The sequence below is a fragment of the Mesorhizobium sp. ORM8.1 genome (assembly GCF_053005525.2).
The window spans coordinates 4365212-4390645 of sequence record NZ_CM132600.1 but is presented as its reverse complement, the minus strand read 5'-3'; the positions used below and the strand labels follow the sequence as shown (position 1 = coordinate 4390645).

General features: G+C 63.0%; 31 protein-coding genes and 1 other RNA gene. 19 read left to right on the top strand and 13 right to left on the bottom strand.

Features of this window, described 5'->3' with window-relative positions; translation table 11 throughout:
• Positions 1-51: 51 nt before the first annotated feature.
• From ACVDG8_RS22075 to ACVDG8_RS22040, 8 genes are all read left to right on the top strand, one after another.
• Complete coding sequence (locus ACVDG8_RS22075; RefSeq protein ID WP_447256596.1) at positions 52-699, top strand: thiamine phosphate synthase; 648 nt, start codon at positions 52-54, stop codon at positions 697-699.
• 1 nt (position 700) lies between these two features.
• Positions 701-1897: a tetratricopeptide repeat protein gene (locus ACVDG8_RS22070; protein ID WP_447256595.1), complete on the top strand. Its 1197-nt coding sequence runs from the start codon at positions 701-703 to the stop codon at positions 1895-1897.
• Between the two features lie 209 nt (positions 1898-2106).
• Positions 2107-2673 (top strand): elongation factor P, encoded by a 567-nt coding sequence (gene efp, locus ACVDG8_RS22065; protein WP_447256594.1) that lies wholly within the window; start codon positions 2107-2109, stop codon positions 2671-2673.
• A gap of 19 nt (positions 2674-2692) precedes the next feature.
• On the top strand, positions 2693-3493 hold the full coding sequence (locus ACVDG8_RS22060) for an inositol monophosphatase family protein (protein ID WP_447256593.1): 801 nt from the start codon (positions 2693-2695) through the stop codon (positions 3491-3493).
• Between the two features lie 153 nt (positions 3494-3646).
• Positions 3647-4339 (top strand): PAQR family membrane homeostasis protein TrhA, encoded by a 693-nt coding sequence (trhA, locus tag ACVDG8_RS22055; RefSeq protein ID WP_447256592.1) that lies wholly within the window; start codon positions 3647-3649, stop codon positions 4337-4339.
• Between the two features lie 91 nt (positions 4340-4430).
• A complete protein-coding gene (locus ACVDG8_RS22050; protein WP_447256591.1) occupies positions 4431-5447 on the top strand; it encodes a MotA/TolQ/ExbB proton channel family protein in 1017 nt (338 codons plus the stop codon).
• 1 nt (position 5448) lies between these two features.
• Entirely contained in the window at positions 5449-6480 is a 1032-nt protein-coding gene (locus ACVDG8_RS22045; RefSeq protein WP_447256590.1) for a peptidoglycan -binding protein, read from the top strand.
• Positions 6481-6730: 250 nt separating this feature from the next.
• A complete protein-coding gene (locus ACVDG8_RS22040; protein ID WP_447256589.1) occupies positions 6731-7159 on the top strand; it encodes a hypothetical protein in 429 nt (142 codons plus the stop codon).
• Between the two features lie 128 nt (positions 7160-7287).
• Here the strand turns inward: ACVDG8_RS22040 and ACVDG8_RS22035 are convergent, their stop codons facing one another.
• Complete coding sequence (locus ACVDG8_RS22035; protein ID WP_447256588.1) at positions 7288-7641, bottom strand: DUF1304 domain-containing protein; 354 nt, start codon at positions 7639-7641, stop codon at positions 7288-7290.
• A 148-nt stretch (positions 7642-7789) separates the two neighbouring features.
• Here ACVDG8_RS22035 and ACVDG8_RS22030 point away from each other — a divergent pair, with 148 nt between their 5' ends.
• Both ACVDG8_RS22030 and ACVDG8_RS22025 read left to right on the top strand, forming a co-directional pair.
• Positions 7790-9274: a carboxypeptidase M32 gene (locus ACVDG8_RS22030; protein ID WP_447256587.1), complete on the top strand. Its 1485-nt coding sequence runs from the start codon at positions 7790-7792 to the stop codon at positions 9272-9274.
• A 152-nt stretch (positions 9275-9426) separates the two neighbouring features.
• Positions 9427-11472, top strand: a complete 2046-nt coding sequence (locus ACVDG8_RS22025) for a DUF3857 domain-containing transglutaminase family protein (protein ID WP_447256586.1) — start codon at positions 9427-9429, stop codon at positions 11470-11472.
• A 24-nt stretch (positions 11473-11496) separates the two neighbouring features.
• Here the strand turns inward: ACVDG8_RS22025 and ACVDG8_RS22020 are convergent, their stop codons facing one another.
• Positions 11497-13299 carry an ABC transporter transmembrane domain-containing protein gene (locus ACVDG8_RS22020; RefSeq protein WP_447256585.1) on the bottom strand — a complete coding sequence of 601 codons (1803 nt, stop codon included), beginning with the start codon at positions 13297-13299 and terminating at the stop codon, positions 11497-11499.
• A gap of 206 nt (positions 13300-13505) precedes the next feature.
• On the opposite strand from ACVDG8_RS22020, the gene rpmE reads away from it, so the two are divergent.
• Positions 13506-13727: a 50S ribosomal protein L31 gene (rpmE, locus tag ACVDG8_RS22015; protein WP_371013309.1), complete on the top strand. Its 222-nt coding sequence runs from the start codon at positions 13506-13508 to the stop codon at positions 13725-13727.
• A gap of 112 nt (positions 13728-13839) precedes the next feature.
• On the opposite strand, the gene ACVDG8_RS22010 is transcribed toward rpmE, so the two are convergent.
• Positions 13840-14478 (bottom strand): TetR/AcrR family transcriptional regulator, encoded by a 639-nt coding sequence (locus ACVDG8_RS22010; RefSeq protein WP_447256584.1) that lies wholly within the window; start codon positions 14476-14478, stop codon positions 13840-13842.
• Between the two features lie 111 nt (positions 14479-14589).
• Between ACVDG8_RS22010 and ACVDG8_RS22005 the strand changes: the two genes are divergently transcribed.
• Both ACVDG8_RS22005 and ACVDG8_RS22000 read left to right on the top strand, forming a co-directional pair.
• Complete coding sequence (locus tag ACVDG8_RS22005; RefSeq protein WP_447256583.1) at positions 14590-15423, top strand: NAD(P)H-binding protein; 834 nt, start codon at positions 14590-14592, stop codon at positions 15421-15423.
• 1 nt (position 15424) lies between these two features.
• Positions 15425-15901 carry an anthrone oxygenase family protein gene (locus ACVDG8_RS22000; protein ID WP_447256582.1) on the top strand — a complete coding sequence of 159 codons (477 nt, stop codon included), beginning with the start codon at positions 15425-15427 and terminating at the stop codon, positions 15899-15901.
• A gap of 30 nt (positions 15902-15931) precedes the next feature.
• Here ACVDG8_RS22000 and ACVDG8_RS21995 read toward each other — a convergent pair whose 3' ends face one another.
• The 3 genes from ACVDG8_RS21995 to ACVDG8_RS21985 all read right to left on the bottom strand — a co-directional run bounded on the left by ACVDG8_RS21995 (position 15932) and on the right by ACVDG8_RS21985 (position 17523).
• Complete coding sequence (locus ACVDG8_RS21995) at positions 15932-16240, bottom strand: SelT/SelW/SelH family protein (protein WP_447256581.1); 309 nt, start codon at positions 16238-16240, stop codon at positions 15932-15934.
• Complete coding sequence (locus ACVDG8_RS21990; RefSeq protein WP_447256580.1) at positions 16240-16989, bottom strand: YebC/PmpR family DNA-binding transcriptional regulator; 750 nt, start codon at positions 16987-16989, stop codon at positions 16240-16242. Before ACVDG8_RS21990 ends, ACVDG8_RS21995 begins: the two co-directional genes overlap by 1 nt.
• A gap of 210 nt (positions 16990-17199) precedes the next feature.
• A complete protein-coding gene (locus ACVDG8_RS21985; protein WP_447256579.1) occupies positions 17200-17523 on the bottom strand; it encodes an ArsR/SmtB family transcription factor in 324 nt (107 codons plus the stop codon).
• A gap of 52 nt (positions 17524-17575) precedes the next feature.
• Here ACVDG8_RS21985 and ACVDG8_RS21980 point away from each other — a divergent pair, with 52 nt between their 5' ends.
• From ACVDG8_RS21980 to ACVDG8_RS21970, 3 genes are all read left to right on the top strand, one after another.
• Positions 17576-18058 carry an SRPBCC domain-containing protein gene (locus tag ACVDG8_RS21980; RefSeq protein WP_447256578.1) on the top strand — a complete coding sequence of 161 codons (483 nt, stop codon included), beginning with the start codon at positions 17576-17578 and terminating at the stop codon, positions 18056-18058.
• A gap of 96 nt (positions 18059-18154) precedes the next feature.
• Entirely contained in the window at positions 18155-18496 is a 342-nt protein-coding gene (locus ACVDG8_RS21975) for a VOC family protein (protein ID WP_455707216.1), read from the top strand.
• A gap of 19 nt (positions 18497-18515) precedes the next feature.
• Entirely contained in the window at positions 18516-18983 is a 468-nt protein-coding gene (locus ACVDG8_RS21970; protein WP_447256576.1) for an SRPBCC family protein, read from the top strand.
• Between the two features lie 4 nt (positions 18984-18987).
• Here ACVDG8_RS21970 and ACVDG8_RS21965 read toward each other — a convergent pair whose 3' ends face one another.
• From ACVDG8_RS21965 to ssrS, 7 genes are all read right to left on the bottom strand, one after another.
• Positions 18988-19278, bottom strand: coding sequence for a BrnA antitoxin family protein (locus ACVDG8_RS21965; protein ID WP_447256575.1), 291 nt, complete (start codon positions 19276-19278; stop codon positions 18988-18990).
• Positions 19259-19546 (bottom strand): BrnT family toxin, encoded by a 288-nt coding sequence (locus ACVDG8_RS21960; RefSeq protein ID WP_447256574.1) that lies wholly within the window; start codon positions 19544-19546, stop codon positions 19259-19261. The genes ACVDG8_RS21965 and ACVDG8_RS21960 overlap by 20 nt, the downstream gene beginning before the upstream one ends.
• 52 nt (positions 19547-19598) lie before the next feature.
• Positions 19599-20366 (bottom strand): TerC family protein, encoded by a 768-nt coding sequence (locus ACVDG8_RS21955; protein WP_447256573.1) that lies wholly within the window; start codon positions 20364-20366, stop codon positions 19599-19601.
• 177 nt (positions 20367-20543) lie between these two features.
• Positions 20544-21368, bottom strand: a complete 825-nt coding sequence (locus ACVDG8_RS21950; protein WP_447256572.1) for a TIGR00282 family metallophosphoesterase — start codon at positions 21366-21368, stop codon at positions 20544-20546.
• Positions 21365-21709: a helix-turn-helix domain-containing protein gene (locus ACVDG8_RS21945; RefSeq protein WP_447256571.1), complete on the bottom strand. Its 345-nt coding sequence runs from the start codon at positions 21707-21709 to the stop codon at positions 21365-21367. Before ACVDG8_RS21945 ends, ACVDG8_RS21950 begins: the two co-directional genes overlap by 4 nt.
• Before the next feature lie 54 nt (positions 21710-21763).
• Positions 21764-22345, bottom strand: coding sequence for a 5-formyltetrahydrofolate cyclo-ligase (locus ACVDG8_RS21940; protein WP_447256570.1), 582 nt, complete (start codon positions 22343-22345; stop codon positions 21764-21766).
• A gap of 145 nt (positions 22346-22490) precedes the next feature.
• Positions 22491-22646: non-coding RNA, 6S RNA (gene ssrS, locus ACVDG8_RS21935), on the bottom strand.
• A gap of 138 nt (positions 22647-22784) precedes the next feature.
• On the opposite strand from ssrS, the gene ACVDG8_RS21930 reads away from it, so the two are divergent.
• The 3 genes from ACVDG8_RS21930 (at position 22785) to ACVDG8_RS21920 (ending at position 25349) form a co-directional block, all read left to right on the top strand.
• A complete protein-coding gene (locus ACVDG8_RS21930) occupies positions 22785-23624 on the top strand; it encodes an AAA family ATPase (protein ID WP_447256569.1) in 840 nt (279 codons plus the stop codon).
• A gap of 81 nt (positions 23625-23705) precedes the next feature.
• On the top strand, positions 23706-24152 hold the full coding sequence (locus ACVDG8_RS21925) for an N-acetyltransferase family protein (protein ID WP_447256568.1): 447 nt from the start codon (positions 23706-23708) through the stop codon (positions 24150-24152).
• Between the two features lie 6 nt (positions 24153-24158).
• On the top strand, positions 24159-25349 hold the full coding sequence (locus ACVDG8_RS21920; RefSeq protein ID WP_447256567.1) for a vWA domain-containing protein: 1191 nt from the start codon (positions 24159-24161) through the stop codon (positions 25347-25349).
• The last annotated feature ends 85 nt before the right edge of the window (positions 25350-25434 follow it).

The window sequence follows — 25434 nt, the reverse complement described above, 5'->3', positions numbered from 1 at the left end:
GCAATGCAACCATCTTCGCCCGGCATAGGCGAAAACCGGGATCGAAGGCCAATGAACGAAGCAAATCCGCCCAACCGCTGCCGCATCGTGCTGATCGCGCCGCCGCTTATCCCGGCGGAGCAGATTTGCGCCGCGTTCGAAGGCGGCGACGTCGCCTCGCTGATCCTGCCGGAAAACGGCATGGATGACGCTTCCTTCCAGGCCTTTGCCGAAAGGATCGTGCCGATCGCGCAAGCCGCCGGCATCGCCGTCATCATCGCCGGCGACAGCCGTGTTGCCGGTCGCGTTCAAGCTGACGGCATCCATGTCGAGGCCGGCCGCAAGGAGCTTGCCGAGACGATCGAGCGCCTGCAAGGCAAGATGATGGTCGGCGTCGGCGGCGCCAAGACCCGCGACGACGCGCTCGGGCTCGGCGAGGAGCGGCCCGATTACATGTTCTTCGGCCGCTTCGGCTACGACAACAAACCGGAGCCGCATCACCGCAACCTGTCGCTCGGTGAGTGGTGGGCCGAGATGATTTCGATCCCTTGCATCGTCATGGCCGGATCGGAGCTTGCCTCCGTGGAAACCGTGGCCGCGACCGGAGCCGAGTTCGTGGCGCTGTCCAGCGCTGTCTTTGCCGACGGACGCGACCCACGCGCGGCGGTTGCCGCCGCCAATGCGCTGCTCGACGAAACCGCGCCGCGCTTCGAGGACTGACATGCGTTGGCGTGTCTCTTCCCTGGTTGTTCTGACTGGCCTTGTTGTTCTGACGGGCCTTGTTGTTCTGACGGGCCCGGTTGTTCTGACGGGATTGTTCGCCCATGCCGCGCTTGCGGCCGAGACCGTGCCCGTGCCGCAGCCCCGGCCGGATGCAAGCGCACCAGCCACGCCGGATGCGGCCGCACCGAATACGGCCTCTCCCAGTGCCGTTTCGCCGGACATAAGCTCGCCTGACAAGGGTGCACCCAATCCGAACAGGTTTGGCGCCGACATACACACCGACAAGCCGATCGAAAATACATTGCCGCAGCCGGCCACCATGACGCCCCCGTCGGTGGACGCCGTCAATCCCGACCGCTTCGGCGCCAAGCAGCCGGACGCCGCCTACGGCGCCTTCCAGCGCGGCCTCTACAAGACCGCCTACAACCTCGCCATGCTGCGCGCCAAGAATGGCGATCCGGCGGCCGAGACACTGGTGGCCGAGATCCTGTCGCGCGGGCTCGGCATGCCGCTCAACCCGGCGGAGGCGGCGAAATGGTATGGGCTCGCCGCCGAGCAGGGCGTGCCGGAGGCGCAGTTCCAGTATGCGCTGACGCTGCTCGATGGCCGCTATGTGAGGAAGGACGAAAAGGGCGCCTTTGCGCTGATGCAGGCTGCCGCCGAAGCCGGCAATCGCCTGGCGCAGTTCAACTTCGCGCAATTGCTCGTCCAGCAGGATCCGGGCGATGTCGGCCTTGGCAAGGCCGCGGTCTATTACGAGCGCGCGGCGGCCACCGGCCTTGCCGACGCGCAATATGCGATGGCGCAGCTCTATGCCAATGGCGTCGGCGGCAAGCAGCGCGACGACGCCCAGGCGCGCATCTTTTTGGCGCAGGCCGCAAGGCAGAATTACGACACCGCCCAAATCGATCTCGCCGCCTGGATGATCGAAGGCCGTGGCGGGCCGCGCGACCTGAAGTCGGGTTTTGCCTGGATGAGGCGCGCGGCCGAAGGCGGCAATGTCGCTGCCCAGAACCGCCTCGCCAAGCTCTATATGGGCGGCATCGGCACCGACCCTGATCTGATCCTGGCCGGCGCCTGGTACATCGTCGCCCGCCGCGCGGGGCTCATCGACCCGCAAATGGACGATTTCCTGCAAGGCCTCGACGACGACCAGACCAAGCAGGCGCTGCAGAAGGCAAACCGGCTGCGCTAGACCGGCGGCGGTCATTGTGCGTGATCGAGCACCACCTTGCCGAAGCGCGACCCCACGTTCCCCCTGACTCCGGTTCTCGGCGACCGACGCCTGTCGGCGCGCCTTACCGCCCGCTCGGGCGGCCGTCCCTGCCACTTAGGGCGATTTGTGGTCTTGGAGGCGCCGATGCGCGGCCTGCGCCAGAAAAATCTCATTCGGATCAGTCCAACATGGCCAAGATCAATGGCAACGAAATCCGTCCCGGCTATGTCATCGAGCACGATGGCGGGCTGTGGGTGGCGGTCAAGACCAACACCGTCAAGCCCGGCAAGGGCGGCGCCTACAACCAGGTCGAGCTGAAGAACCTGATCAACGGCACCAAGCTCAACGAGCGCTTCCGCTCGGCCGAAACCGTCGAGCAGATAAGGCTCGACCTGAAGGATTTCTCCTTCCTCTACGAGCAGGACGAGGCGCTGGTGTTCATGGACACCCAAAGCTACGAGCAGCTCGAACTGGCCAAGGAGTTTGTCGGTGAGCGCTCCGCCTTCCTGCAGGACGGCATGATGGTGACGGTCCAGCTTTACGAGGAGCGCCCGATCGGCATTTCGCTGCCCGATTATGTGACGCTGACGATCACCGAAGCCGATCCGGTGGTGAAAGGCCAGACGGCGGCCTCGTCCTACAAGCCGGCGGTGCTGGAGAACGGCATCCGCGTCCTGGTGCCGCCCTTCATCGGTGCCGGCGAGCGCATCATCGTCGACACCAACGAAATCACCTACGTGCGCCGCGCAGACTAACCAAAAGCAGGAAGAAAAAATGGCGCGTTCCGCTCTCCTCAACGTCATGGTCCAGGCCGCGATGAAGGCCGGCCGTTCGCTGTCGCGCGACTTCGGCGAGGTGCAGAACCTGCAGGTCTCGATGAAGGGTCCAGGCGATTATGTCAGCCAGGCCGACCGCAAGGCGGAAGAAATCGTCTTCACCGAGCTTTCCAAGGCGCGACCCGGCTATGCCTTCCTGATGGAAGAGCGCGGCGCCGTCGAAGGCGAGGATGCCCAGCACCGCTGGATCGTCGATCCGCTCGACGGCACCACCAACTTCCTGCACGGCATCCCGATCTTCTCGGTCTCGATCGCGCTGGAGCGCCAGGGCCAGATCGTCGCCGGCGTCATCTATAACCCGGCGATGGACGAACTTTACACCGCCGAGCGCGGCGGCGGCGCCTTCATGAATGACCGCCGGCTGCGCGTTGCCGGCCGCGGCAAGCTCACCGACGCCGTGATCGGTTGCGGCGTGCCGCATCTCGGACGCGGCCAGCACGGCAATTTCCTGATCGAATTGCGCAATGTCATGGCGGAAGTTTCGGGCGTGCGCCGCCTCGGCTCCGCCGCGCTCGGCCTTGCCTATGTCGCCGCCGGCCGCATGGACGGCTTCTGGGAGGTCGGCCTGTCGTCCTGGGACATCGCGGCCGGCATCCTCCTGGTGCGCGAGGCTGGCGGCTTCGTTTCCGACATGGATGGCGGGCAAGGCATGCTCGACAATGGCGAGGTCGTCGCCGGCAACGAAGTCATCCAGCGCGCCCTGCTCAAGACCATCAAGAAGCCGCTGCCGCCTCGCTGACAGCCGGCGCGCGGAAGCGTCCCAGCGCAACCAATGTGCCACAGCGTGCTTTGCGCGTCGAAAGGACGCGCGGCGCCGCAGTCGCAAAACCGCAACGGAATCTTGAAATACTGACCTGTAAAGGCCCAGATTAAGGGCAATGCAGGATTGTCCATGAATCGCGCGCGGCCAGAAACCCGGATCGAAATCCCTTTCGTGGGGCGCTGGCACTATTCGCGCGCCGAGATGATAGCCGACGGCATCGTTCATGCTGTCGGCATCGTGCTGGCGATCGCCGCCGGCTCGGCCTTCCTGGCGCTGGCCGCCTTCCACGTCGGTCCCGGCGAATATGTCGCTGCAGTCTTTTATGTGGTTTCGCTGCTCACCGTGCTGTCGGTGTCGCTGACCTACAATCTGTGGCCGGTGTCGTGGCCGGCGAAATGGATCCTGCGCCGCTTCGACCATGCCGCGATCTATCTGCTGATCGCCGCCACCTACACGCCCTTTCTCGCCCAACTCCACAATTCGCCGCTGGCCTTGCCCATGATCGTCGTCGTGTGGACGGCCGCGGCAATGGGCATCGCCATCAAGATGTTCCTGCCCGGCCGTTACGACCGGCTGGCCATCGTCTTCTACCTCGCCATCGGCTGGAGTGGGGTCGTGCTCGCCGGACCGCTGGTCGAGACACTGCCGACGACGTCCGTCGCGCTGCTCGCTGCCGGCGGCATCGTCTATTCCTGCGGCGTCATCTTCTTCGCCTGGAAGGGCCTGCGCTTTCACAATGCGGTCTGGCACGGCTTCGTCGTGACCGGCGCCGGCTTGCATCTGGCGGCCATGGTCGACTGCCTGGTCGTCAACCGGTTCTGAAGGGCGATATTGCCAAGCGCCATTCATTTTGGTCACAATTCCGTTTAGAGTCGCGACAAATCGTGGCGGCGGCATCGGAAACGGGGCACGGATGGCTTTTCTCAGATCCTTCAGGCGGTCGGACGTCCTGGTCTACGATCCGCACAAGCTGTCGAGCCCGCAGGTCTTCGTCCTCACCATGGTGATCTTCCTGATCATCGTGGCGTTCATCGCCGCCATCCTCACCCGCCAGATCACCACCGCCTTCTCCAGCAATCCGGGCCTCAACGGATTGATCGTCGGTGTGCTGGTGATTGGCATCCTGCTGGCGTTCGTCCAGGTCGGGCGGCTGTTTCGCGAGGTGCGCTGGGTCAATTCCTTCCGCGCCGGTTCGGAGACCACCGAACCGGTCCTGCTGGCGCCGATGAAGGCGATGATCGGCCGCTCGTCCTCGGTGGCGTTCTCGACCTCTTCTATGCGCACGATGCTCGATTCCATCGCCACCCGCCTCGACGAAAGCCGCGACACCTCGCGCTATCTCGTCGGCCTGCTGGTGTTCCTTGGCCTGCTCGGCACCTTCTGGGGCCTGTTGAACACCATTGCCTCGATCCGCGAGACGATCGAGTCGCTCGACCCTGGTACGGGCGATGCCGCCGCCGTGCTCGACGCGTTGAAGCAGGGCCTGTCGGCGCCGCTCGCCGGCATGGGCACCGCGTTTTCGTCCTCGTTGTTCGGTCTCTCCGGCTCGCTGGTGCTCGGCTTCCTCGACCTGCAGGCCGGCCGCGCCCAGACCCGCTTCTACACCGAGCTTGAGAATTGGCTGTCGTCGGTCACCGATCTTTCGTCCGATATCGTCGTTGCCGACACCTCGAAGGCCGAGTCGTCCGAGGACATCCGCCTGCTGTCCGAGCGGCTGCGCAGTCTGCAGGAGAATGGCGGCGGCTCCAATCCGCGCGTCGCCACCGCCATGGCCAATCTGGCCGACGGCATATCGGGGCTGGTCAAGAACATGCGCTCCGAGCAGCAGATCATGCGCGACTGGGTCGAAGCCCAATCGGACGAGCAGAAGGCCATGCGCAACACGCTGGAAAAGATCGCCGACGCCTTGAAGAAGCAAGGGGTCCACTGAGGTGGCGCTGGCGCGTGGGCGGCGCACCGACCGCCGCATCGACTATTGGCCTGGCTTCGTCGACGCGCTGTCGACGCTGCTTCTGGCCATCATGTTCCTGCTCACCGTTTTCGTGCTGGCGCAGTTCCTGCTCGGCCGTGAGCTGTCCGGCAAGGACACTGTGCTCAACCGCCTGAACTCGCAGATCAACGAGCTGACCCAGTTGCTGGCGCTGGAGCGCACGAACAGCCAGGACAAGGAGGATTCACTCGCCAATCTGCAGGCCTCGCTGTCGGCGGCGGAAGCCGAAAAGAGCCGCCTCGAACAATTGCTGGCGCAAGGCGCCGGTGCAGGCGACGCGGCCAACAAGCGCGCCGACGAACTTTCCGGCGAACTCGGCAACCAGCGCCAGATCAGCCAGCAGGCGTTGAGCCAGGTCGAGATCCTCAACCAGCAGATTGCGGCCTTGCGCAAGCAGATCGGCGCGCTTGAGGACGCGCTCAACGTCTCGGAGGAGCGCGACCGCGACTCCAACACCAAGATCGCCGATCTCGGCCGCCGCCTGAACGTAGCGCTGGCGCAACGCGTGCAGGAGCTCAACCGTTACCGCTCCGATTTCTTCGGCCGGCTGCGCGAGATTCTCGCCGACCGCGAGAACATCCGCATCGTCGGCGACCGCTTCGTCTTCCAGTCGGAGGTACTGTTCCCGACCGGCTCCGAAGTGATCAACGATGCCGGCAAGGTCGAGATGAAGAAGCTCGCCGACGCCATCATCGAGTTGCAGAAGGAAATCCCGCCGGAGATCAACTGGGTGCTGCGCGTCGACGGCCACACCGACAACCAGCCGCTGTCGGGCACCGGCCGTTATCGCGACAATTGGGAATTGTCGACGGCGCGATCGACCTCGGTGGTGAAGTTCCTGATCGAAAACGGCGTACCGGCCAACCGCCTCGTCGCCGCCGGCTTCGGCGAGTTCCAGCCGCTCGATCCGGCCGACACCGACGAGGCGCGCAGCAAGAACCGCCGTATTGAACTGAAGCTCACCGAACGGTGATCCATTATCACGCAAAGTCACGCGAAGTTGTTTGCCGGCTCAACTTTAGGGCGCAAAGTGTCGCCGGCAAGGTCTGAAAACATTATCTTTTTTTAATTACACATCGCTTTCTTGGGCTCCTAATTTGCTTGGCAGGGGCTGGGGATCGCCGGCGGTGCCTCCCATCGCGACGCGACGGACCCGGACGGCCCGGAAGGTGGGAAGGCCAAGCGGCGCGGCCGCTTCCTTCCTCGTAGGAGGATGCGCCGCCATGCGCGCTTTAACATCTCTCAAGACTGCAACTCTCGCTGCGGCTCTGATCGCCGCCCCGCTCGCCGGCGCCCATGCCGCCGGACATCACAGGGGCGGCGCGTTGGAAACGTCCGATCCAACCGACATGGCCGGTCCGCATGTGACCGGCCTGATCGAGCAGGTGCAGGGCGTCAATCAGGGCATCACCGAAGCGCGCGACGCAAACAATATTTCGGCCGCTGAAGCACAACGGCTGCATATGCGCGCAGCGCGTATCGGCCAGGCCGCCGAGCACGTCGCGGCGTCGGACGGCGGCAGAATCCCGACCGCGCAATATCATGACCTGCTGCGCCGGCTCGACAATGTCGACCAGCGGCTGATGAACGACACCGGCAGCGGCTTCATGATCGGCGACGGCGCCGACGGTGGAAACTATCCGAATGGCTGAAGCTCTCTTGTCTTGACGCAATTGCGGCTGGAAAACCGCTTTTGCACTTTTCCCAGAACTGCCCCGAATACAGAGGAAGGGACTGGCTGGCGCCCGCGAGGCTTATCTCAAGGGCGCCTTTTTTCTGACTACCAGCCAAGCCAGAGCGCGATGACGGCAAGCACGGCCGGCGCCGTCTGGATGAACAGGATTTTCCGGCCGACGGTTGCCGCGCCGTAGAGGCCGGCAATCGTGACGCAGATGAGAAAGAACATTTTGACCTGGAACCCGGCGGCGCCGAGATAGAGCCCCCAGATCAGGCCGGCGGCGAGAAAGCCGTTATAGAGCCCCTGGTTGGCGGCGAGCACCTTCGAGGCGCTGGCGAATTCCGGCGTCAGCTTGAATGTCTTGTGGCCGCGCGGCGTGTCCCACAGCACCATCTCCAGATAGACGATATAGCAGTGGATCAGGGCCACCAGCCCAACCAGGATATTGCCGATCATTGTCCCCTCCAGCCGCTGTTCCCTGCATTGATCACGCAGCACCACCCTAAGGCAAGACGGCCGGATCGGCTCTGACTGATCGGGGTTGCCAAGCCTGATCGGTTGGTATCTTTTCCGCGCCAGCCAACTCGCAGCTGAGTAAAACTCCATGTCCTTCCAGAAACTCGACGAACTCGGCCACAAGCTTGAAGCGCTGGAGCATGCTTTGGCCATCCTCGGCGCCGACGAGGCGACGCATATGGCGGTCGGCGGCGGCGAGAAGCGCGCCGAAGCGATGTCGTCGCTGGCCGGCATGCTGCACCGCCAGGCAACCGAGCCGCGGATCGGCGACTGGCTATCCGCCGCCGAGGCCGAGCCCCTGAACGAGGAGCAGCAGGCGGCGGTCAGGGAACTGCGCCGGCAATACACCAACCTCACCTGCCTGCCAGCCGAATTCGTCGAACGCCAGACAATAGTGCGCATGCGCTCCGAGCAGCTCTGGCGCGACCTGCGCGCCAAGAACGACTGGACGGGCTTCCTGCCGGCGCTGGAAGGCGTCATCGCGCTGGTGCGTGAGGAAGCAGCGCTTCGCGCCGAGGCGCTCGGCCTCGCTCCTTATGACGCGCTGATGGAACAATATGATCCCGGCAACCGCGCCGCCGACATCACGCCGGTGTTTGACGAGCTGAAGGCTTTCCTCAAGGATTTCCTGCCGCATGCGCTGGCCGTGCAGGATGCAAAATTGGCAAAGCATCCGCTGAAGCCGCTATCGGGCAGCTACGCCATCGACCGGCAGCGTGAGCTTGGCCTTGCCATGATGGCGGCGGTCGGTTTCGATCTCACCCACGGCTCGCTGTCGGTATCGCACCATCCCTTCTGCGGCGGCGTGCCGACAGACGTGCGCATCACCACCCGCTACAAGACTTCCGATTTCCTGTCCGCGCTGATGGGCGTGCTGCACGAGACCGGCCACGCGCTTTACGAGCAGAACCTGCCGAAAGCGTGGTCGCACTGGCCGCTCGGCAAGGCGCGCGGCATGGCCGTGCATGAGAGCCAGAGCCTGTTCGTCGAAAAGCAGATCGGCCGCAATCCGGCCTTCTGGCGCTGGGCGCTGCCTGTGGTCGAAAAGCATCTCGGCGAAGCCTGGTCGCTCACCGACATCCTGCCGCATGTCCATCATGTCGAGCGTGGGCTGATCCGCGTCGATGCCGACGAGGTCACCTATCCGCTGCACGTCATCCTGCGCTACGAACTCGAGCAGCAGCTTGTCTCCGGCCAGTTGGAAGCCGCGGATCTGCCGGAAGCCTGGGACGCCAAGATGCGCGACTATCTCGGTCTTTCGACCATCGACAATCCGGCCGACGGGCCGATGCAGGATGTGCACTGGCCGGGCGCCGCCTTCGGTTATTTTCCCTCCTACACGCTCGGCGCCATGATGGCGGCGCAGCAATGGGCGGCCTTGAGCAGGGAGCATCCGTCCGCAGACACGGATCTCGCCAAGGGCGATTTCACCACCATCAGCGACTGGCGGCGCCGCAAAATCTGGTCGCAAGGCTCACGCTGGTCGACGCCCGAGCTTCTGCAACGCGCCACAGGCGAAAAGCTCAACGCGGCCTATTTCACCGAGCACTTGCGCAAACGCTACGGCGGCTGACGCGGCGCCGCCGACAACGCAAGACACACGGGTTTGGTCTTTACTTTGGCGTGAAAGACTCTGAAAACAGAGCCTCTTTACGTCAGCAGGTTTGAATGTTGGTGGGTGGCAGTCTCCGTGGGGTCGGGTCTTTCCGTTGCCTCGTCGTTTTTTTGGCCGTACTGGCCGGCCTGATCTCTTCGGCAAATGCCGATGAGATCGTCCGCAAGGGGCCGGCTGCGGACTGGATCAAAATCGTCGATATCCCGACGGCCGACCCGGCGCGCGCCGACCAGATCAAGAACGGCATTTCCTGGCTGTTGGCGGACGAGCAGATCATCCACCGCGATCACGGCTACGATGACTATTCGCGCATGGTCTACAAGATCGTCGACCGACCCGGCCTGGACCAGGGCGCGGGCATCGACCTGCAGTTCGATCCGTCGCGCCACAAGGTCACGCTCAACCATCTGCGCATCATCCGCGACGGCCAGGTGCTGGACCGGCTGCAGGACGTGAAGTTCGACATTTTCCGGCAGGAGAAGGACGCCGAAAAGGGCGTCTACGACGGCTGGCTGACCGCCCATATCAACATCGACGACGTGCGCGTCGGCGACGTCATCGACTATGGCGAGACCTACGAGACGACGCCGCTCGTCGGCAAGGACATGTTCTTCTACAGTTTCTCGACCGAGTGGGAAGACCCGGTGGCGCTGATCCGCACCAGCGTCATCTGGCCAGCCGCGCAGCCGCTCGCGATCAAGCCCAGAGGCACCGGGGTCAAGCCGGTGATCTCCGCATCGGGAACGGACTCCGTTTATCTCTGGGAGATCGCCAATCCGAAACCCGTAAAGGTCGAGGAGAATGTGCCGGCGGATTTTGCAAGCTGGGGGTCGATCGATGTTTCGTCGACGGCAAGCTGGCGCGGCGTCGTCGACGCGGTTCAGCCCTATTACAAGCCGGCGGCAACCTTCCCTGCTCCCTTTGCCGCCAAGCTGGACGATATCGCGGCCAAGCATCCGCAGCCGGAGGATCGCATGATCCAGGCGATGCGGCTTGTCCAGGACGAGATCCGTTATGTCAGCCTGTCGATGGGCTCCGGCTCCTACATTCCGCGCAATCCGGCAACGGTCATCCAGAGCGGCTTTGGCGACTGCAAGGACAAGGCGCTGCTGCTGGCCTCGGCGCTTGAGCGGCTGGGCATCCCGGCGCAGGTCGCGCTCGCCGACCTCGACCAGGGGCGGGCGCTGGACCAGCACCTGCCGGCCTTGCGCGACTTCGACCACGCCATCGTCAAGGCAACGATCGGCGCCAAGACCTACTGGCTCGACGCCACCAATTACCTGCAGGGCGGCGACGCCAGCAATTTCTGGCAGCCCAACTATGGCTTTGCCCTGCCGCTGTTCGGCACCGGTGAACTGGAGAAGATGCCGGACCAGGACCTGAGGGCTCCGTCCATCAAGGTCGCCGAGGACTTTTCCTTCCCCGACAAGCCGGACGGCCATCTGACGCTGAGCGTACTTTCGACTTACGAAGGCACCGATGCCGACGGCATGCGCAGCAGGCTCGCCAGCCGGTCGACCACCGAACTTTCGGACGGTTATCTGAAATACTACGCCAAGCGCTATCCGGGGATTGAAAGCGCCGCGAAGCTGGACGTCTTCGACAACCGCGACGGCAACATCATCAATGTGCGGGAAAGCTACACGCTGCCGGCGCAGGCGTTGGTCGCCAACGATCTCGTCAAGAACTTTCCGATCAAGGCCGCCGATCTCGGCACGGACCTGCCGACACCGACCACGGTGGGCCGCGCCGCGCCGGTTTCGCTTGGATCGCCGGTTTACCGCCGTCACACCATTTCGGTGAGCAATTTGAAGGCGCGCTTTTCCGGCGAGGACATGAAGAATGTCGTGACGCCTTATCTCTCGCTGAAATCGTCCTGGAGCAACACGGCGTCAACCTTCGACGTGGAGTGGAATTTTCAGACGCTGGCGAGGGAGGTTCCGGCCAAGGCGATCGGCGACTATCTGAAATCGGTGAAGGACGTCGGCGACAACATCGACTGGAGCTTCAACTTCGCCTACCAGGACCCGCCCGAGGATCCGGCGCCGGTCGCTGAGCCCGACAGGTCCCAGCAACAGCTCATCACCAGCATGCTGCTCTTGTCGCTGTTCGTCGGTGTGCCGCTGTTCATGGTCTACCGCCGCAGCCGGTCATAAAGCAATTCCAGGAAAGTGACGCGACTATTCCGCCGCGCCCCGGAAGGCGCTGGCGCCGGTCTCGAACTGCAGCTTGGCGAGCCGCGCATAGGTGCCGCCCTTGGCGACCAGGCTCTGGTGCGTGCCTTCCTCGACGATACGCCCGCCATCCATGACCAGGATGCGGTCGGCCTTCAGCACGGTCGCCAGCCGGTGGGCGATGACGATGGTGGTGCGGCCGCGCATCAGCCGCTCAAGCGCGGTCTGCACCAGCGTTTCGCTTTCGGCATCGAGCGCCGAGGTCGCCTCGTCGAGCAACAGGATCGGCGCGTCGCGCAGGATGGCGCGGGCGATCGCGACGCGCTGGCGCTGACCACCGGACAGTGTCACGCCACGCTCGCCGACCTGGCTGTCATAGCCCTTATCGAGCTTGAGGATGAACTCGTCGGCAAGCGCGTCCTTGGCCGCCGCTTCGATCTCCGACTTGCTGGCGCCCGGCCGGCCGAAGCCGATGTTGTCGGCGGCGCTTGCCGCGAAGATGGTGACGTCCTGCGGCACGATGGCGATGCGGGCGCGGATCGCCGCCGGATCGGCCTCGCGCAGGTCGACACCGTCGATGACGATGCGCCCGGTCTCCGGGTCATAGAAGCGCAGGATCAACGAAAAGACCGTGCTTTTGCCGGCGCCCGACGGCCCGACGATCGCCACCGTCTCGCCGGGTTTCACCTGGAAGCTCAAGCCATGCACGGCGGCGCGGTCCGGCCGCGCCGGATAGGAAAAGGAGACGTCGTCGAAGCTGATCGCGCCCTTGGCGATGGCCGGCAGCGGCAGCGGATCGGCCGGCGCCTGGATGGTCGGCTCCTCAGCCAGGATCTCGGTCAGCCGCTCGGCGGCGCCCGCCGCCTGCGACAGCTCGCTCCACACCTCCGACAGCGCGCCGAGCGCGCCGGCCGCGAACACCGAATAGAGCAGGAACTGGCTGAGCGTTCCGGCCGAAATCGTGCCGGCAAGCACGTCGCGCGAGCCGAACCACAGCACCGCCACCACCGAGGAAAAGATCATGAAGATGGCGAAGAAGGTCAGGAAGGAACGCGCGAAGACCGACGACCGCGCCGCTTCGAAAGCAGCGTCGACCGCGGCCGTGAAGCGCCCGGTGACCAGTTTCTCATTGGTGAAGGCCTGCAGCGTGCGCACCGCGCCGATCTGCTCGCTGGCATAGGCGGTGGCCTGCGCCAACGTGTCCTGCGCCATGCGCGACTTGCGCCGCACCGAGCGGCCGAAGGCGACCAGCGGCAATACGATCACCGGGATGGCGGCGATCACCAGGCCGGAGAGCTTCGGACTGGTGAAGACCATCATCGCCAGCGCGCCGAGGCCGAGGATGGCGTTGCGCAAGGCGAGCGAGGCGGTGGCGCCGACGGCGGATTTCACCTGCGTGGTGTCGGCGGAAAGCCGCGACACGATCTCGCCCGAATGGGCCTGGTCGAAAAACGCCGGCGACAGCGTCGTGACATGGGCAAAAACGTCGCGGCGGATATCGGCGACGACCCGCTCGCCGAGCGTGATGACGAAATAGTAGCGGCTGGCCGACGCCGCGGCGAGCAACGCCGCCATCGCCACCAGGGCGGCGAAATACTCCGCGATGAAGATGGAGCCCGAGGCCTGGAAGCCGTGATCGATCATGCGCCGCACGGCCATCGGCAGCGCAAGCGTCGTCACCGCCGCCACGATCAGCGAGATGATGGCGCCGATCGCCAGCTTGCGGTAGCGGGTGACATAGGGAAAGAGGTTTCGGAGCGGCCGGATCGAGCGCTTGCGCGCCTCTGGACTGCCACCGATATCCGCCATGAGCGTGTCCTCTGGCCGTCTGACGGTCATGCGCTTCAATATGCGCTTGCCGCGGCCTTGTGATTCAATTCCGGCTGATGTATAGGCTCGCCGACCGTTTTAGAAGCCGTGGCTTTCAATAGCTGCGGCTTCGAGTTTTAAAAAGGGGCGCATCGACGCAGGCCATTGGCCCGTCACCAGGCGCCGGCAAGCCAGGAACTACGACAATGAAGGCCGATATCCATCCCGACTACCACACCATCAAGATCGTCATGACCGACGGCACCGAGTACCAGACGCGCTCGACCTGGGGCAAGGAAGGCGACACGATGAACCTCGACATCGACCCGACCACCCACCCGGCCTGGACCGGCGGCCAGCAGACCCTGCTCGACCGCGGCGGCCGCCTGTCGAAGTTCAAGAAGCGTTTCGAGGGTTTCGGCCTCTAAGCCGGTACGCCCTGCAAGATTTCAAAAACCCGCCCTCGAGGCGGGTTTTTTGTTGGCCGGTTTCGTCCTTCTCCCCGTGAACGGGGAGAAGGTGCCCGAAGGGCGCCGCTCTCTACCCATCCCCCAGCTCCCGAAGCGCCATGCGCTTATAGGCCGCGACAAGCCTGTCGCCTTCCTCGCGATCGACGGAGATCGCCAGCCGCATGACGGCCTCGCCCATCTGCCAGATGAGCAGCGCCGTCGTCTCAAGCGCCACCGGATCGGCATGCGGCCTAAGCCGCTTCAGCACAGCGACCAGGAATTCGGCGTTGGCGCGGCTGTCGGCGAGTTCCAGTTCGCGCAGCGCCTTGTCGGCCTGCGTGCCCGACCATATGTCGCGCATCACCGGCTCGGCCAGGAACAGCCGGTAGTAAATATCGACAAGCTCTGAAAACGCCTGCCGCAGGCCCTCGACGTCGGCGACATTCTTCAGCGTCGAGGAGATGCAGGCCTGGCTTTCGGCCGTGCGGCGCTCGGCAAGCGCCCAGACGATCGCCCGCTTATCCGGAAAGAACTGGTAGAGCGAGCCGATCGAGACGCCGGCTCTCTCGGCCACCTCGCCCATGCGCATGGCGTCGCTGCCCTGCTCGGCAATCAGGGCCGAGGCGGCGGCAAGCATGCGCTCGACCCGCTCGCGGCTGCGTTGCTGGCTCGGCGCCCGGCGCGGCGCGGCGACCTCCTGCTCGGGCTTCCCGGCAACTCCGCCTTCCATGACTTCCTCCGAAAGATTCTCGAAAACCCAGCTTGACTCACAAAATACGAGGGTTTATCACGTTTTGCAAATGTGAGGATTAATCATATTTTAACAATCAAGGAGATCGAGATGACTGACACGACACAAAACCCGATTTTGATCCTGGGCGGCACCGGCAAGACCGGCCGCCGCCTTGCCGAGCGCCTGGCCGCCCGCAACGTCCCGGTGCGGATAGGGTCCCGCTCAGCCGCACCCTCCTTCGACTGGCTGGACAGGAGCACCTGGGACGCGGCGCTGGCCGACGTCGGCGCCGTCTACATCAGCTATTATCCCGACATTGCGGTGCCAGGCGCCGCCGAAACGGTCGGAGCCTTCGCCGAGCTGGCCGTCAGGCACGGCATCAAGCGGCTGGTGCTGCTTTCGGGCCGCGGCGAGACAGAGGCGCAGCGCGCCGAGGAGATGGTCAAGGCCTCGGGCGCCGACTGGACGATCCTGCGCTGCTCCTGGTTCTCCCAGAATTTCAGCGAGGGCTTCCTCGTCGAAAACATTCTCGAAGGCCATGTCGCTTTGCCGGTCGGCAATGTCGGCGAACCCTTCGTCGACGCCGACGACATCGCCGATGTCGCCGAAGCCGTGCTGACCAAGCCCGGCCATGTCGGCCAGCTCTATGAACTCACCGGCCCGCGGCTGCTGAGCTTTGCCGACGCTGTCGCCGAGATCGGCAAGGCCGCCGGCCGCGACATCCGCTACCGGCAGATCTCACATGCCGAATTCACTTCGGCGGTGGCGACGCACAATTTGCCGCCGGAAATCGCCTGGTTGCTCAACGAGCTGTTCACCGAGGTGCTCGACGGCCGCAACGAGAATTTGACTGACGGCGTGCAGCGCGCGCTTGGCCGTCAGCCGAAGGATTTTTCCACCTACGCAACCGAAACCGCCGCTAGCGGCATCTGGAGTAACTGAGATGATCAAGCTCATTCCCACCCTGATCTTCATCGCCGCGATCGGCTCCGGCGTCGTCGGCGGCGTCTTCTTCGCCTTCTCGAACTTCGTCATGCCCGCACTCGCCAGGCTGCCGGCGGCCGGCGGCATCGCCGCCATGAATTCGATCAGCATCACGGTGATCACGCCCACCTTCATGACGGCGCTGTTCGGCACCGGCCTCATCTGCCTGGTGCTCATTGCCGCCGTCCTGATGGGCTGGAGCCAGTCTGGCACGTACTGGATCCTTGCTGGAGCCGTCCTCTATTTCATCGGCAATCCGCTCGTCACCATGGTGTTCAACGTGCCGCTCAACGATGCCCTAGCCGCCGTCGATCCCGCCAGCGCCAACGGCGCTGCCGTATGGACGAACTATCTGAGCGAATGGGTGATGTGGAACCACGTCCGCACCATCACCGCCATCGTGGCGATGGGCTGCTTTATCATGGCATTGATTTGAACAGCGCTCCGCAATGCCAAAGATCCCGCCTCAGGCGGGGTCTTTCTTATGACCCTTACGGTCGGCATGGCCCAGATCGCGGTCCGGATCGATGACGTCACGGACCAGTTGCTTGAGTTTTGCCGCGTCCGGAAAGCCGCCGTCGCGCTTGCGGTCCCAGATAAGCACGTCGTTGCAGGCAATGGTGAAGACGCCGCCGGTGCCCGGCACCAGCGTCACCTCGCCGAGATCGGTGCCGAAGGTCGACAAAAGCTCCTGCGCCATCCAGCCGGCGCGCAACAGCCACTGGCATTGCGTGCAGTAGGTGATGTGGATGCTGGGCAGCGGCTTTTCGCTCATCACGCCGCGCTGAGCTTGGCCATGGTCTCGTCGTCGACCTCGAAATTGGCGTAGACGCTTTGCACGTCATCGTCATCCTCAAGCGTGGCGACCAGCTTCATCAGCGACTGCGCGCGTTCTTCGTCGACGGGCACATTGTTCTGCGGCTGCCAGATCGGCTTTACCGATTCCGCCTCGCCGAGCGACGCTTCGAGCGACTTCGACACCTCGCCGAGGTTTTCGAAGCTGCAGTAGATGGTGTGGCCTTCCTCGTCGGACTCCACATCGTCCGCGCCGGCCTCGATCGCGGCTTCCATCACCTTGTCGGCGCTACCGGCCGAGGCTGGATAGTAGATCTCGCCGACGCGGTTCCACATGAACGACACCGAGCCGGTTTCGCCGAGCGCCCCGCCGGCCTTGGTGAAGGCGGCGCGCACATTGGAGGCCGAACGGTTGCGGTTGTCGGTCAGCGCCTCGACGATCAGCGCCACGCCGCCTGGGCCGTAACCTTCATAGCGCACCGCTTCGTAATTCTCGGCATCGCCCATCGAGGCCTTATTGATGGCGCGCTGGATGTTGTCCTTCGGCATCGACACCGCCTTGGCGTTCTGCACGGCAAGGCGCAGGCGCGGGTTCATCGACACGTCGGGCGTTCCGCTCTTGGCGGCGACGGTGATTTCGCGCGCCAGCTTGGAAAACATTTTCGACCGCACCGCATCCTGGCGGCCCTTGCGGTGCATGATGTTCTTGAACTGTGAATGGCCAGCCATGGCACCCCTGTCGTGTTCGGCTAGAGCGCCCGAAGCAAAGTGACTCCACCTCGCTGTCCGGACGCTCGAATTCAAATTTTCAGAACGTCTCGTCTATGCCTGCGAAGGCATACGGCGCTCTTTGTCGGAATGGCCGGCTTATAGATAAATCGGCTCAATTCGTCCAGCGGGCCGTTCCGGTGGATCGCGAAACCCGCCTGCGTGACTCCCCTACCCCTCGAGGTCGGACTTCAATCGGTCGAGAATGCTGAGCGCATGGCCGGCATACTGGCTGATCCAGCGATCGTGGATCTGCTTGATCGGCAAGGCATTGAGATGGTTCCAGCGCTCGCGCCCCTCGCGCCTCGCCACGACCAGATCGGCATCTTCGAGCACCTTGAGATGCATCATCACGGTGCAGCGGTCCATGTCCGGGAACGCCTCGCAAAGCGCGCCGGTGGTCTGCGGCTGATCCTTCAGGCGATCCAGCAATTCGCGCCGGCGCGGATGCGCCAAGGCCTTGAAAACATGGTCGTCCGCGGTTTGACTTGACATGTTATGTTTATATAACATATGGTTTTGACGAGCAAGGTAAGGAGCTGTGGATATGTCTCTTGGATTCAGGATTTCCGGACGCATCGGCAAACCCGTCGCCGAGGTCTTCGACGCCGTCGTCGACCCGACAAAGCTCAGCGGCTATTTCACCACCATCGGCGGGGCCAGCGCGCCGCTGGTGCCGGGCACCACGGTCACATGGTGGAAGACGGTGCCTGTGGAAGTCCACGAAGTGACCAAAGACAAGCGCATCGTGCTGCGCTGGGACGCTACCGACGCCGATGGCAAGCCCGCCTACAAGACCCGTATCGAGATGAATTTCGAGCCGCTGGAGGACGGCGGCACCTTCGTCACCATCGCCGAGGCCGGCTGGCACGAGGGCGAGGTCGGCCTGAAGAAATCCTACCTCAACTGCGAGGGCTGGTCGCAGATGCTTGCCTGCATGAAGGCCTATCTCGAATACGGCATCAATCTGCGCGACGGCTATTACCGCAGTGAGTTGCTGGGCGAGCCGGCCAACGAGAGCAACGTCTGAGCCCGATATTTTCAAACCTGGTATTTGAAGCAACAGAGGTCGCCGAATGACGAAAGCAACGCCGTTCCTGATGTTCGAGGAAAGGCCGAGGAGGCCATGACCCTCTATTGCGCAACCATTCCCGATAGCCAGGTCCTCGACGCCACGCGCTACGGCTCCGGCGAAGACGGACCCGAAGGAACGCTCAAGCTGGCGCGCGCCTCGATCGGCGGTGTGGAGGTCAGGATCTACAACAGCCCCGTGCGCCACGCCTTCACCTTCACGCCGTCATTCTCGTTCTTCGTCGACTGCTCTTCCGGGGAGGAACTCGAGCGGATCGTCGACGTTCTTGCCAAGGACGGCGGTTTCCTGATGCCGCCCGGCAATTACGGCTTCAGCCGCCGCTTCACCTGGCTCAACGACCGGTTCGGCGTTTCCTGGCAGATCAACCTGCCCTAACCAATTCAAGGAGGATTACGTGGAACTCAAGGAAGCTCCCATCGCCGAAGCTGGCATGCTGATCCGCCGGCCGGCCGCCGAAGTGTTTGAGGCCATCGTCGATCCGGCGGTCACCACGAAGTTCTGGTTCACGCATTCCAGCGGCCGCCTGGACGAAGGCAAGCCGGTCGAGTGGGAGTGGCGCATGTATGGCGTCTCGACCAGGGTCGAGGTCAGCGAAATCGTTCGCAACGAAAAGATCGTCATGCAGTGGAGCGATCCGCCGACAGCGGTCGTCTGGACCTTCACCAAGATGCCTGGCGATACGACCTTTCTCGAAGTTCGCAATTTCGGCTTCGCCGGCTCCGGCGACGAGCAGGTCAACCAGGCGGTCGGCTCGACCGGCGGCTTCTCGCTGGTGCTCGCCGGCGCCAAGGCATGGCTGGAACAGGGCCTCACGCTCGGCCTGATCGGCGACCGCCATCCGAAGGGCATTTCGGTCGAATAGAAGATTAGGTTCGACGCCTTTCCTGCTCCGTCACATAGCGGCGGAGCACCCGGTTGATTTGAGTTTGATAACCACCACCTTCCTCTACGTGCTCTCTGAACCAAGCAAGCACGTCGGCATCAAGCCGAATGGTGACGGGCTGTTTGAGGGGCCGGTAGAGATCTCCCCGGCGAGCGTAGGCCCAGTTCTCCGCTGGCGCCTCTGGAATATCCAAAATATCGATCTGATCGTCAGGCAGATCAGCCAGCTTGGCCAGTTGATCACGCTGATCCCGGTTAAGGTCCTTCCTGCTCATAGCGCCTCCTTTCATGCGGGGTGGCCTTGCGAGCACCAACAATTCTAACACGTTCTTCATCTGCCGCGGTCGGGTATGTGTGAACAACGAGCAGGATCACTTGAGTTCCGATCATACCAATCGCATGCCATCGTTGTTCCCCGTCTTCAAAACGATCAGGTACAATCAGATGGAGCGGATCGTCGAAAACTCTCTGCGCGAGATCAAAGGCGACGCCGTGTTTGGCAAGGTTGCGCCGAGCTTTTTCAGAATCCCACTCGAATCGCATCGCGTTCCATTACATACAAATATGTACGTACAAAGATGTAAAAGTCAAGACATCAATGCCCTTCACCCGACCCCTGTTTCTTACGCCGCCGCGCCAGCATGTTGAGGCCCTCGACCAGCGCCGAAAAGCCCATGGCGGCGTAGATGTAGCCCTTGGGCACATGGTAGCCCATGCCGTCGGCGATCAGCGTCATGCCGATCATCAAAAGGAAGCCGAGCGCCAGCATGACGATGCTCGGGTTCCTGGCGATGAAATTGGCGAGCGGCGTCGCCGCCAGCATCATCACGCTCACCGCCACGATCACCGCGATATACATGATGGCGATCTCGTCGGTCATGCCGACGGCGGTGATGATGGAATCGATCGAGAAGACCAGGTCGAGCAGCAGGATCTGGAAGATCGCGCCGGCAAGCGACATCTGCAGCGTACCGCCCACGATCGAATCCTGATGGTCTTCCGGATCGACCGTGTGATGGATTTCCTTCGTCGCCTTCCAGACCAGGAACAGGCCGCCGGCAATCAGGATCAGGTCGCGCCAGGAGAAGCCGTGGCCCAGCGCCGTGAACACCGGCGCCGTCAGTTGCACGATGACGGAAATGGTGGCGAGCAGCACCAGCCGCATGATCAGCGCCGCCGAGATGCCGAGCCTGCGGGCGCGGGCCCGCTGCGCTTCCGGCAGCTTGTTGGTCAGGATCGAGATGAAGATCAGATTGTCGATGCCGAGCACGATCTCGAGCACCACCAGCGTCAACAATGCGACCCACGCGGTGGGATCGGAAACAAAATAAAAATGCGGCGCCAGAAATTCGACAAGCTGCATGGAGGTCGTTCCCTCTACGATCCAAAGCATGTCGCCCAAAAGTGCGTCGCGGTTTTGGGATCACGACATGCTTAACCAACAAAATCAAAAGCACGTCGCGATGAGACAGTTCGAACGCGGCGCGCTTTTGAAGCAGTTTCGTCGGCCAGTTAGGTACTATACTCCAGCATATCAATGTCACGACCAGAAGGATGGTGCCGTTTCTTCGAGCCGCGGACCGCGACGAAACGGCGCGATTTTCTCCGCCAACCCCGTCCGGTCGGATATGGTGACGCCGACGCCGCACAATGTCGCCGGTCCGTTGGCCGCTTCGAAGCGGCCTTTCGGCACTTTCGACAGGAAGCGGTTGAGCGGCTCTTCCTTGTCCATGCCCAGCGAGGAATCATAGTCGCCGCACATGCCGGCATCCGAAATATAGCCCGTGCCGCCATTGAGGATGTGATGATCAGCAGTCGGCTGGTGCGTGTGCGTGCCGACGACCAGGCTGGCGCGGCCGTCGACGAAATGCGCAAAGCACATTTTTTCCGAAGTCGCCTCGGCATGGAAATCGAAGACCACGGCGTCGGCCTGCTCGCCAAGCGGGCAGGCGGCAAGCTCGCGCTCGCCGGCCTGGAACGGATCGTCAAGCTCGGGATGCATGAAGACGCGGCCCATGACGTTGGCGACCAGCACGCGCGCGCCGTTCCTGGCGATATAGACGCCGGAGCCGCGCCCCGGCGTACCCTTGGGAAAATTGGAAGGGCGCAGGAAACGCTCCTCGCGCGGCGCGAAGATCAATGCCTCGCGCTGGTCCCAGACATGATTGCCGGTGGTGACGACATCGGCGCCGGCGGCGAGCGTCTCGCGAAAGATCTCTTCGGTGATGCCGAAGCCGCCGGCGGCGTTCTCGCCATTGACGACGACGAAATCGAGCTTGAAGTCGGAAATCAGCCCGGGCAGCTGTTCCCACACCGCCGTGCGCCCTGTCTTGCCAACCATGTCGCCGAGGAAAAGAAGTCTCATGCGGCGCTACGCGTACCGAGCGCCCGCGACACCGTTTCCGGCTCCTTGGCGATAACCTGCAAATAGGCCTGCGCAGCCTGGTCCGGCTCTGTTCTTCCTTGCTCCCAGTCTCTGAGCGTACCGAGCGGAATGCGATAGCGGACGGAAAACTCCTCCTGGGTGAGATGCAAAGCGCGGCGTATCACTTTGACCCGCGCAACAGGCACCATATCTGGCCGATCCGTGCTGATTGGCGGATTGGCCTCATCCGCCAAGGCGCCGGCTTCCGCGTCTGCGTCGCTCATGGCGCGCAGGCGGTCCCAATCGGTCTCGGACTTAGTCCCCACGTGCTTGGTCATCATATGCTTTTGCTGGCCTACTGGAATTCCGTAGTATCGATCAGGCGGGCATGAACGTCAAGCTGTGAACCGGCGCAGCCCGCTCTCGGTCAGTATTTCCGAGATGATGACGTCATGGTCCTCGTCCGGCACGCGCTCGACTTCCTGGCAATCGAAGGCGATGCCGATCAGCCTGGGGATTATCCCCTTGGCGGCGAGTTTGGCGATTGCCCGGTCGTAATAGCCTGCGCCGTAGCCGATGCGATGGCCGCGCGCGTCGAAGGCGGCAAGCGGCACCAGCATCATGGTGGGATCAAGCACTTCCGCTTCTTCATGCGGACCGACCGTGCCGAACCCCATCTCGACCATCGGCGCCTCGCGCACCAGCTCGCGAAAGACGATGGTGGTCTTGTCGAGGATCGCCGGCAGGCAGAGCCTTGCGCCGTTTTCGCGCAGTGCAAACATCAGCGGCCGTACATCGACCTCGGAACGCATCGGCCAGAAGCCGGAGACGATCTGGCCTTGCTCGAGCGCGATCTTCTCTTTCGCGGTTTCGGCCATTTCGAGCGCGATCTCCACACGCCAGAAGTCGTCCAGCGCATCGCGGCGCGCCAGCGCATCCTTGCGAAGCTGTTTTTTCAATTCTTTGGAAGAGGTCATGCGCAGACGCTAGAAAAGCTCAGATTTGGATGGCGTTACAGAAGCGACGTTTTCCAGCGCAATTCCAGGAAAAGTGCGCAGCGGTTTTCCGTCCGGAATTGCGTCAAAGCAAAGAGCCTGCGCAAGTCTCCCGAAATCGAGAGAGTGACGATCCACACAACCGGTGGAAAGGTCGATCCCGGGTGCCTACAAAGTAGGTGGGCGCCGTGTGAGAAAACCCACGGGTCTTCCCAGGGACAGCTCCCTAAGGATCGTTAAGGCCCCGGGGAAAAGTGTTTCCTGCCGGGAAGCGCAGACCGCCAAGCCCAATATAGGCCGATGGCCGGCCAAGCGCCAGAGAGGCGGGCATCACCGACAGCGTTATTCGTAGCCTCGACATCTTGGCCTTGCGCGGTCCGGGCAGCCTCCTTACGGTCGCCGCAAAAGGCCAGGAGAAAAAATGCGTTTCGAAGGCACGGCGGCCTATGTCGCCGACAAGGATCTGATGGTCGCGGTCAACGCCGCGATCGCGCTGGAACGGCCCTTGCTGGTCAAGGGCGAGCCCGGCACCGGCAAGACCGAGCTTGCACGCCAGGTGGCGGCAGCGCTCGGCCTCGACCTCATCGAATGGCACGTCAAGTCGACGACGCGGGCGCAGCAGGGCCTTTATGAGTATGATGCCGTCTCGCGGCTGCGCGACAGCCAGCTTGGCGACGACCGCTTCAGCGACATCAAGAACTACATCAAGCGCGGCAAGCTTTGGGACGCCTTCGCCGCGTCGAAAAAGGTCGTGCTTCTGATCGACGAGATCGACAAGGCCGACATCGAATTCCCCAACGACCTGTTGCAGGAACTCGATCGGATGGAGTTCTTCGTCTATGAGACCGGCGAGACGATCAAGGCGGCGCTGAGGCCGATCGTCATCATCACCTCGAACAACGAGAAGGAACTGCCCGACGCTTTCCTGCGCCGCTGCTTCTTCCACTATATCCGCTTCCCCGACATCGACACCCTGCACCGTATCGTCGACGTGCACTATCCCGGCATCAAGCAGAATCTGGTGCGGGCAGCGCTCACCCAGTTCTACGAGATCCGCGACGTGCCGGGGTTGAAGAAGAAGCCGTCGACCTCCGAAGCTTTGGACTGGATCCGCCTGCTGGTTTCCGACGACATTGCGCCGGAAGATTTGCGCGCCGACCCGAAGAACGCGCTGCCCAAGCTGCATGGCGCGCTGTTGAAGAACGAGCAGGACGTGCATCTGTTCGAGCGCCTGGCCTTCATGGCGAGAAGGCAGGGGTAGCGCTTCCCCGGCTGTGGACTGTTGCGGCCAGCCGGCCAGAGAGGCAGCTTCGGCCAGAACCCTTCGGAGGAGATGAAATAAATGTCTGAGATTATTGTCCGTCCGCTCGCGCAGTCCGACCACGCCGACTGGAAGCGCCTGTGGACCGACTACCTGACCTTCTACGAGACCAAGCTGCCGGAAGAGGTCTACGCCGTCACCTGGAAGCGGCTGTTCACGGCAGGCGAGTTCGAGCCGAAGGGTTTTATCGCCACGCTCGACGGCAAAGCGGTCGGCCTCACCCACTATCTCTATCACCGCTCAGGCTGGTCCGAGAAAAACAACTGCTACCTGCAGGACCTGTTTGCCGACCCCGATGTCCGCGGCAAGGGCATCGGCGCGGCTCTGATCAAAGCGGTGCAGGATGAGGCCGGCAAGATTGGCGTCAAGAACGTCTACTGGATGACGCACGAGACCAACGCCACGGCCCGCAAGCTCTACGACCATGTCGCGCGCCGCACGGGCTTCATCGAGTATGACCTGCTGTAGAGACTGATGTTCATCCCCTTCTTCCTCGAACTGAAGGCCGCGCGGGTTCCCGTTTCGCTCAGGGAATATCTGTCGCTGCTGGAGGGGCTGGAGGCCAGGCTGGTCGACTACGACGTCGAGGGTTTTTACTATCTCGCTCGTTGCGCCCTGGTGAAGGACGAGCGCAATATCGACCGTTTCGACCAGGTGTTCGCGCATGTCTTCAAGGGCGTCGAGGCGCTCGGCGGGCCGGACGCCGTCGATGTCGCCAACATTCCCGAGGAATGGCTGCGGCGCCTCGCCGAAAAGCACCTGACCGAGGAAGAGAAGAAACTGGTCGAGGCTCTGGGCGGTTTCGACAGGCTGATGGAGACCTTGAAGCAGCGGCTGGAGGAGCAAAACGGCCGTCACCAGGGCGGCTCGAAATGGATCGGCACCGGCGGCACCTCGCCCTTCAGCGCCTATGGCTACAATCCCGAAGGCGTGCGCATCGGCCAGCATGAGAGCCGCCACCGCCGCGCAGTAAAAGTCTGGGACAAGCGCGAGTTCAAGAATTTCGACGATGCGGTCGAGCTCGGCACCCGCAACATCAAGGTGGCGCTGAAGCGCCTGCGCCGCTGGGTGCGCGAGGGCGCGGAGGAAGAGTTCGACCTGCCCGGCACCATCCACGCCACCGCCGAGCACGGCTATCTCGACGTCAAGACCCGTCCCGAACGGCGCAACGCCGTGAAACTCCTGATGTTCTTCGATGTCGGCGGCTCGATGGACGACCACATCAAAATCGTCGAGGAATTGTTCTCGGCCGCGCGCGCCGAGTTCCGCCAGCTTGAATATTTCTACTTCCACAACTGCCTTTACGAGCGGGTTTGGAAAGACAATCGCCGCCGCCTGGCCGAAACGATCCCGACCTTCGACCTGCTGCACAAATACGGGCCGGACTACAAGGTGATCGTCGTCGGCGACGCCGCGATGAGCCCTTACGAGATCATGCATCCCGGCGGCTCGGTCGAGCACTGGAACCCCGAGGCCGGCAATGTCTGGCTGGCCAGGCTGTTGCAGCAATGGCCGAACGCGATCTGGCTGAACCCGGAAGCCGAGAAGAACTGGCGCTACACGCACTCGACCCAGGTGATCGGCGAAATCTTCGGCGGCCGCATGTTTCCGCTCACGCTGGCCGGGCTGGAAGGCGCGACGAAGCAGCTTTCGAGGAGGCACTAGCTGGGACGGCGTTGGGAAGTGGTGTAACGAATGCCTATGTTGGTGCGAATATCCGGTTGAAACCAATAACGAGCTGCCAAGGCTG

Bases quoted from the DNA above. Each gene is read 5' to 3' on its own strand.
- ACVDG8_RS21945 (WP_447256571.1), bottom strand. From the start codon at position 21,709: ATGATGACCAAGCACGTGGGGACTAAGTCCGAGACCGATTGGGACCGC.
- trhA (WP_447256592.1), top strand. From the start codon at position 3,647: ATGAATCGCGCGCGGCCAGAAACCCGGATCGAAATCCCTTTCGTGGGG.
- ACVDG8_RS22075 (WP_447256596.1), top strand. From the start codon at position 52: ATGAACGAAGCAAATCCGCCCAACCGCTGCCGCATCGTGCTGATCGCG.
- ACVDG8_RS21985 (WP_447256579.1), bottom strand. From the start codon at position 17,523: ATGTCAAGTCAAACCGCGGACGACCATGTTTTCAAGGCCTTGGCGCAT.
- ACVDG8_RS21980 (WP_447256578.1), top strand. From the start codon at position 17,576: ATGTCTCTTGGATTCAGGATTTCCGGACGCATCGGCAAACCCGTCGCC.
- ACVDG8_RS22030 (WP_447256587.1), top strand. From the start codon at position 7,790: ATGTCCTTCCAGAAACTCGACGAACTCGGCCACAAGCTTGAAGCGCTG.
- ACVDG8_RS21960 (WP_447256574.1), bottom strand. From the start codon at position 19,546: ATGCGATTCGAGTGGGATTCTGAAAAAGCTCGGCGCAACCTTGCCAAA.
- ACVDG8_RS21955 (WP_447256573.1), bottom strand. From the start codon at position 20,366: ATGCAGCTTGTCGAATTTCTGGCGCCGCATTTTTATTTTGTTTCCGAT.
- ACVDG8_RS21990 (WP_447256580.1), bottom strand. From the start codon at position 16,989: ATGGCTGGCCATTCACAGTTCAAGAACATCATGCACCGCAAGGGCCGC.
- ACVDG8_RS21930 (WP_447256569.1), top strand. From the start codon at position 22,785: ATGCGTTTCGAAGGCACGGCGGCCTATGTCGCCGACAAGGATCTGATG.
- ACVDG8_RS22070 (WP_447256595.1), top strand. From the start codon at position 701: ATGCGTTGGCGTGTCTCTTCCCTGGTTGTTCTGACTGGCCTTGTTGTT.
- ACVDG8_RS22035 (WP_447256588.1), bottom strand. From the start codon at position 7,641: ATGATCGGCAATATCCTGGTTGGGCTGGTGGCCCTGATCCACTGCTAT.
- efp (WP_447256594.1), top strand. From the start codon at position 2,107: ATGGCCAAGATCAATGGCAACGAAATCCGTCCCGGCTATGTCATCGAG.
- ACVDG8_RS21975 (WP_455707216.1), top strand. From the start codon at position 18,155: ATGACCCTCTATTGCGCAACCATTCCCGATAGCCAGGTCCTCGACGCC.
- ACVDG8_RS22060 (WP_447256593.1), top strand. From the start codon at position 2,693: ATGGCGCGTTCCGCTCTCCTCAACGTCATGGTCCAGGCCGCGATGAAG.
- ACVDG8_RS22040 (WP_447256589.1), top strand. From the start codon at position 6,731: ATGCGCGCTTTAACATCTCTCAAGACTGCAACTCTCGCTGCGGCTCTG.
- ACVDG8_RS22050 (WP_447256591.1), top strand. From the start codon at position 4,431: ATGGCTTTTCTCAGATCCTTCAGGCGGTCGGACGTCCTGGTCTACGAT.
- ACVDG8_RS21950 (WP_447256572.1), bottom strand. From the start codon at position 21,368: ATGAGACTTCTTTTCCTCGGCGACATGGTTGGCAAGACAGGGCGCACG.
- ACVDG8_RS21995 (WP_447256581.1), bottom strand. From the start codon at position 16,240: ATGAGCGAAAAGCCGCTGCCCAGCATCCACATCACCTACTGCACGCAA.
- ACVDG8_RS22005 (WP_447256583.1), top strand. From the start codon at position 14,590: ATGACTGACACGACACAAAACCCGATTTTGATCCTGGGCGGCACCGGC.
- ACVDG8_RS21940 (WP_447256570.1), bottom strand. From the start codon at position 22,345: ATGACCTCTTCCAAAGAATTGAAAAAACAGCTTCGCAAGGATGCGCTG.
- ACVDG8_RS21965 (WP_447256575.1), bottom strand. From the start codon at position 19,278: ATGAGCAGGAAGGACCTTAACCGGGATCAGCGTGATCAACTGGCCAAG.
- rpmE (WP_371013309.1), top strand. From the start codon at position 13,506: ATGAAGGCCGATATCCATCCCGACTACCACACCATCAAGATCGTCATG.
- ACVDG8_RS21920 (WP_447256567.1), top strand. From the start codon at position 24,159: ATGTTCATCCCCTTCTTCCTCGAACTGAAGGCCGCGCGGGTTCCCGTT.
- ACVDG8_RS22010 (WP_447256584.1), bottom strand. From the start codon at position 14,478: ATGGAAGGCGGAGTTGCCGGGAAGCCCGAGCAGGAGGTCGCCGCGCCG.
- ACVDG8_RS21925 (WP_447256568.1), top strand. From the start codon at position 23,706: ATGTCTGAGATTATTGTCCGTCCGCTCGCGCAGTCCGACCACGCCGAC.
- ACVDG8_RS22000 (WP_447256582.1), top strand. From the start codon at position 15,425: ATGATCAAGCTCATTCCCACCCTGATCTTCATCGCCGCGATCGGCTCC.
- ACVDG8_RS22020 (WP_447256585.1), bottom strand. From the start codon at position 13,299: ATGGCGGATATCGGTGGCAGTCCAGAGGCGCGCAAGCGCTCGATCCGG.